Origin of the sequence: Kangiella sp., assembly GCF_014762745.1 — a bacterium.
Classification (GTDB): Bacteria; Pseudomonadota; Gammaproteobacteria; order Enterobacterales; family Kangiellaceae; genus Kangiella.
Genome location: NZ_JABURJ010000105.1, coordinates 1 through 3,629, shown reverse-complemented (window position 1 = coordinate 3,629; position 3,629 = coordinate 1). Strand labels below are relative to the sequence as shown.

At 44.6% G+C, this 3,629-nt stretch carries 4 protein-coding genes; all 4 read right to left on the bottom strand.

The annotated features are described in order from the left end of the window. Positions 1-112: 112 nt before the first annotated feature. The 4 genes from HUJ19_RS08545 to HUJ19_RS08530 are packed head-to-tail and all read right to left on the bottom strand — an operon-like array spanning position 113 to position 3,518. Positions 113-640, bottom strand: coding sequence for a BON domain-containing protein (locus HUJ19_RS08545; RefSeq protein ID WP_290623423.1), 528 nt, complete (start codon positions 638-640; stop codon positions 113-115). Between the two features lie 2 nt (positions 641-642). Beyond that, a complete protein-coding gene (locus tag HUJ19_RS08540; protein WP_018625341.1) occupies positions 643-1,230 on the bottom strand; it encodes a phosphoheptose isomerase in 588 nt (195 codons plus the stop codon). Positions 1,231-1,261: 31 nt separating this feature from the next. Beyond that, a complete protein-coding gene (locus HUJ19_RS08535; protein ID WP_290623420.1) occupies positions 1,262-1,630 on the bottom strand; it encodes a YraN family protein in 369 nt (122 codons plus the stop codon). Positions 1,631-1,679: 49 nt separating this feature from the next. Then, the gene (locus tag HUJ19_RS08530; RefSeq protein ID WP_290623419.1) at positions 1,680-3,518 is read right to left on the bottom strand and encodes a penicillin-binding protein activator; all 1,839 of its coding nucleotides are present in this window, start codon (positions 3,516-3,518) and stop codon (positions 1,680-1,682) included. Positions 3,519-3,629: the final 111 nt, after the last annotated feature.

Below are 3,629 nucleotides of genomic sequence, written 5' to 3'. Positions count from 1 at the left end.
TAGATGTTTTCATGAAATAAGCCTCCAGAGTGTCAACTTATTTCAGGACGGGACAATTGATATTAAAAAGGCGAGCATTTGGCTCGCCTTTTTTGTAGCTTAGTGATTGTGTTTAGTTGATATACTCAAAGATTTTCACAACCTTCTTCACGCCAGAAATATTGCGTGCCACTAAAGCAGCTTTGTCTCCTTCCTCTCGGGTAACCATACCCATTAAAAAGACTTCGTTATCTTCGGTGATGACTTTGATGCGCTTTGAATCAAGACCTTTTTCGGCAGCGAGACTGGATTTAACCTTGGTCGTAATCCAGACATCGGATACAGTGCTGACATCTTCAGGGTTACCTACGCGAACTTCGTTAAAGGCTTTCTTCATTTCGGGAACACCTTTAATGGCTTCGGATATTTGTGCAATAACTGCCTCATTTGGCACTTGCCCATAAATCAGGACATAGAGATTATGGCTGACGACGTCTACTGCATTGGGTTGGTTTTTTTCTAGAATAGGGTTAATTCTATCTTTGACACGGCCCTGGATACTTGAATCTTCTGCAACGGTTCCGAAAGTGGTGCAAGCAGATAATCCAAGCGCTAATGCCGGGATAAGGAATAGGTTACGGAGTGATTTTTTAGTTAGCATTATTAAACCTCGGTTCCAAATAAACTGTTATCAATAAAATCGCAAAGTGCATGAATAACTACCAGGTGTACTTCCTGAATTCGAGCTGTCGAATTGGAAGGGACACGAATTTCAATATCATTAGGCCCCATCAGTCCGGCCATCTCGCCACCATCTTTACCAGTAAGGGCTACAATCAGCATATCTTTGCTGAGCGCAGTTTCCATGGCATTAATCACATTTCTTGAATTACCGCTGGTGGAAATGGCAAGTAATACATCGCCCGGCTGACCAAGAGCTCTTAATTGTTTGGCGAAGACGTCATTATAGCTATAGTCGTTGGAAATTGATGTCAGAGTGCCGGTATCAGTGGTTAGAGCGATAGCAGGTAAGCTGGGGCGTTCACGCTCAAAACGATTGAGCATTTCAGAGGAAAAGTGCTGAGCATCGCCTGCAGAGCCACCATTACCGCAGCTAAGAATTTTATGGCCGTTAAGCAAACTGTTGACCATGATCTGGCCAGCTTTTTCTATCGACTCGGGAAGCGCATCAGCTGCCGCGATTTTGGTTTGAATACTTTCTGTAAAAATATCACGAATTCGTTCTATCATAATCTACCTGGTCGAGTCGCTTAAATAATGCTTACCAGGCTGAGGCCTGAAAAGCATTTTGGTGCCATTCAATGATTGGCTCTTGAGCCGCTAATGTTACGGAAACTACATCAAAACGACAATCACGTTGCTGCATTTTTTTATTTGCCTGTAAATACAGCTGAGCCGTCTTAATTATCTTGCTCTGTTTGCGTAAGGTGACTGTTTCTGCACCACTGCCAAAACTGGTATTGGCACGAAAACGAACCTCTACAAATACCAATGTATTCTTATCGAGCATAATCAGATCAATCTCTCCATAACGAGAGTTGAAATTTTTATCTACTGATTGTAACCCTTGTTTTTTGAGGTGACTTTCTGCAAAGAGTTCAACCTTGTCGCCTCGATCTCTGGTTCTCACGACACTAACAGTCCCTTGTTTAATTATCCATTAAGTTTTGATGTCAGTTCTATGGCGTTAACGGAACCCAGTGTCCGCCCTGATACTTTGCCCAGGCCAGCTTGCGCACGATACGACCATAATAATCCAATGTCAGTTCACCTGATAAACCTTCGACGGAATAATCTTCTAGCGCCGATAGCTGGGTGATTTCAGGAATTAACAGGAATGAATCATAGCCAAGGGCAAAAAAGCGGCCCAGGTTGCCACCAGCAGCCGGGAACATGTTAACCACTTTCTGTTTATTGGAAGCCTGTTCATCGGTTTGTGGAATCATCCATGGCGCATCAATAAACTGAATGCCGTTAAGATCATTCTCACGTCGATTGCTGCCGTTATTTAAATTGGAAGTGGCATACACTGGTAGGTTATAGGCGTAATAATAATTGAGATAAGGCTTTATGATGCGTGCATCTTTAGCTTCGGCAATCATAAAAATAAAGTCTGCGGTGGTTGATATCTGAGCAGAAGACTCGATCGGAAGATTGAGCAGGTTTTGCAATTCACGCTTACGCTTTTCTGCCTGATCGGCGCCTAACATCTGCATCACTGCAACTTTAGGATCCGGTGTTTTGGTTAAATCAGCACTGCGTACAACTGTACCACCTAGACGTTGGAAATTATCACTGAAAGTTTCAACGGCTCTTTGACCTACAGTCTTATCCGCATTAATAACGAATGCTCTGGTTTGTCCTTTATCAATGGCAAAGCGAGCAATTTGTTCGGCCTCATCTTCAATCGGTAAGCCAAACTGGAACATACCGGCAGGAGTGTAGGCATTGTCCAGACGGTTTAGGACTAGAGTTGGGATTGGCAGTTGCTGGTATTGGGCAATGTCGTCTGCTTTATTCTTTAGCAATGGGCCAATTACAAATTCAATACCATCAGCAAGAGCCTGTTGATAAAGCAATTCCACCGGCTCACTGGCGGTATCATAAACGATTACTTCGGGCTTCTCGCTACCCATCATCTGAGTGTCATAAAATGATGTCATGAAGCCATCGAGTATTAGATTCCCTACGGTGGCAAGCCGGCCGCTGGTGGGCAGGAACAGCCCAATCTTTGTCGGAGCACCAATATCAACAATTACAGTGTCGCGTTGAACCTGGATGTCAATGTAATAAAGCGCCGGATGGTTTGGATACAGTATATTCCACTCCTGCATGGCAGTGGACAGGGCCGCTGGGTTATTGGCGAATTGTTGTTGAATAATTGCCATATCCAGCCAGCCAAGCTCATCATGCTCATTGGCGCGGTTGCGGGTTATTTCCAGAGCGCCTGTGGGCGAGGTCATAAGCTCTATCCAGATTTTACGCTCCTGTTCTTCACGCAAGTCCGGGTCAGTAAACAAATGCATGGCCTCAATACGGGTCATGGCTGCGTCAGCATGGCGTTGATTGGCGGCCAGGCTGTCCGCAAGCAGGCGATAATATTGTGATTGCCACTCTAGGCTATAGCTTTCTGGGTCACGAACTGTCTGTAGAGCACGGATAGAATCGAACGGTTGTTGTTGGATAAGAGCAACTTCACCAACCAATAAGTACCAGTCGGCACGTAACTCTAAAGGTAACTGGGTTGGGTAGAAACTATTTAAAACCTCATAAGCCTCAGCATACTGCTCCCTCTGCACATAGGCTTTTGCTGCTTGAAGCAGAAAAGGGGCTCTATCGGCTTCTTCCGCAGCTTCTGCCTGCTGCAAATAAAACTCTGCAGGCTGCATGTCATAGTCTGCAACAGCTGGCGAGTCAGACTTACGAGAACCAGTAGTTGTACAGGACGATATCATCAATACGCTGAAAAAGGCCGTGAATACTAATATGAGGTTCTTATGCATACGCTTTTTTGTCATAATTCCATACTCATCAAATAATTATCGGTATTTTAGGCGCTTAGGCGCAGCAAGGCAAAAAAGCTATGGCAGAATTCGCACAAAGTGATACAGCATCGGCACAATTAGGCA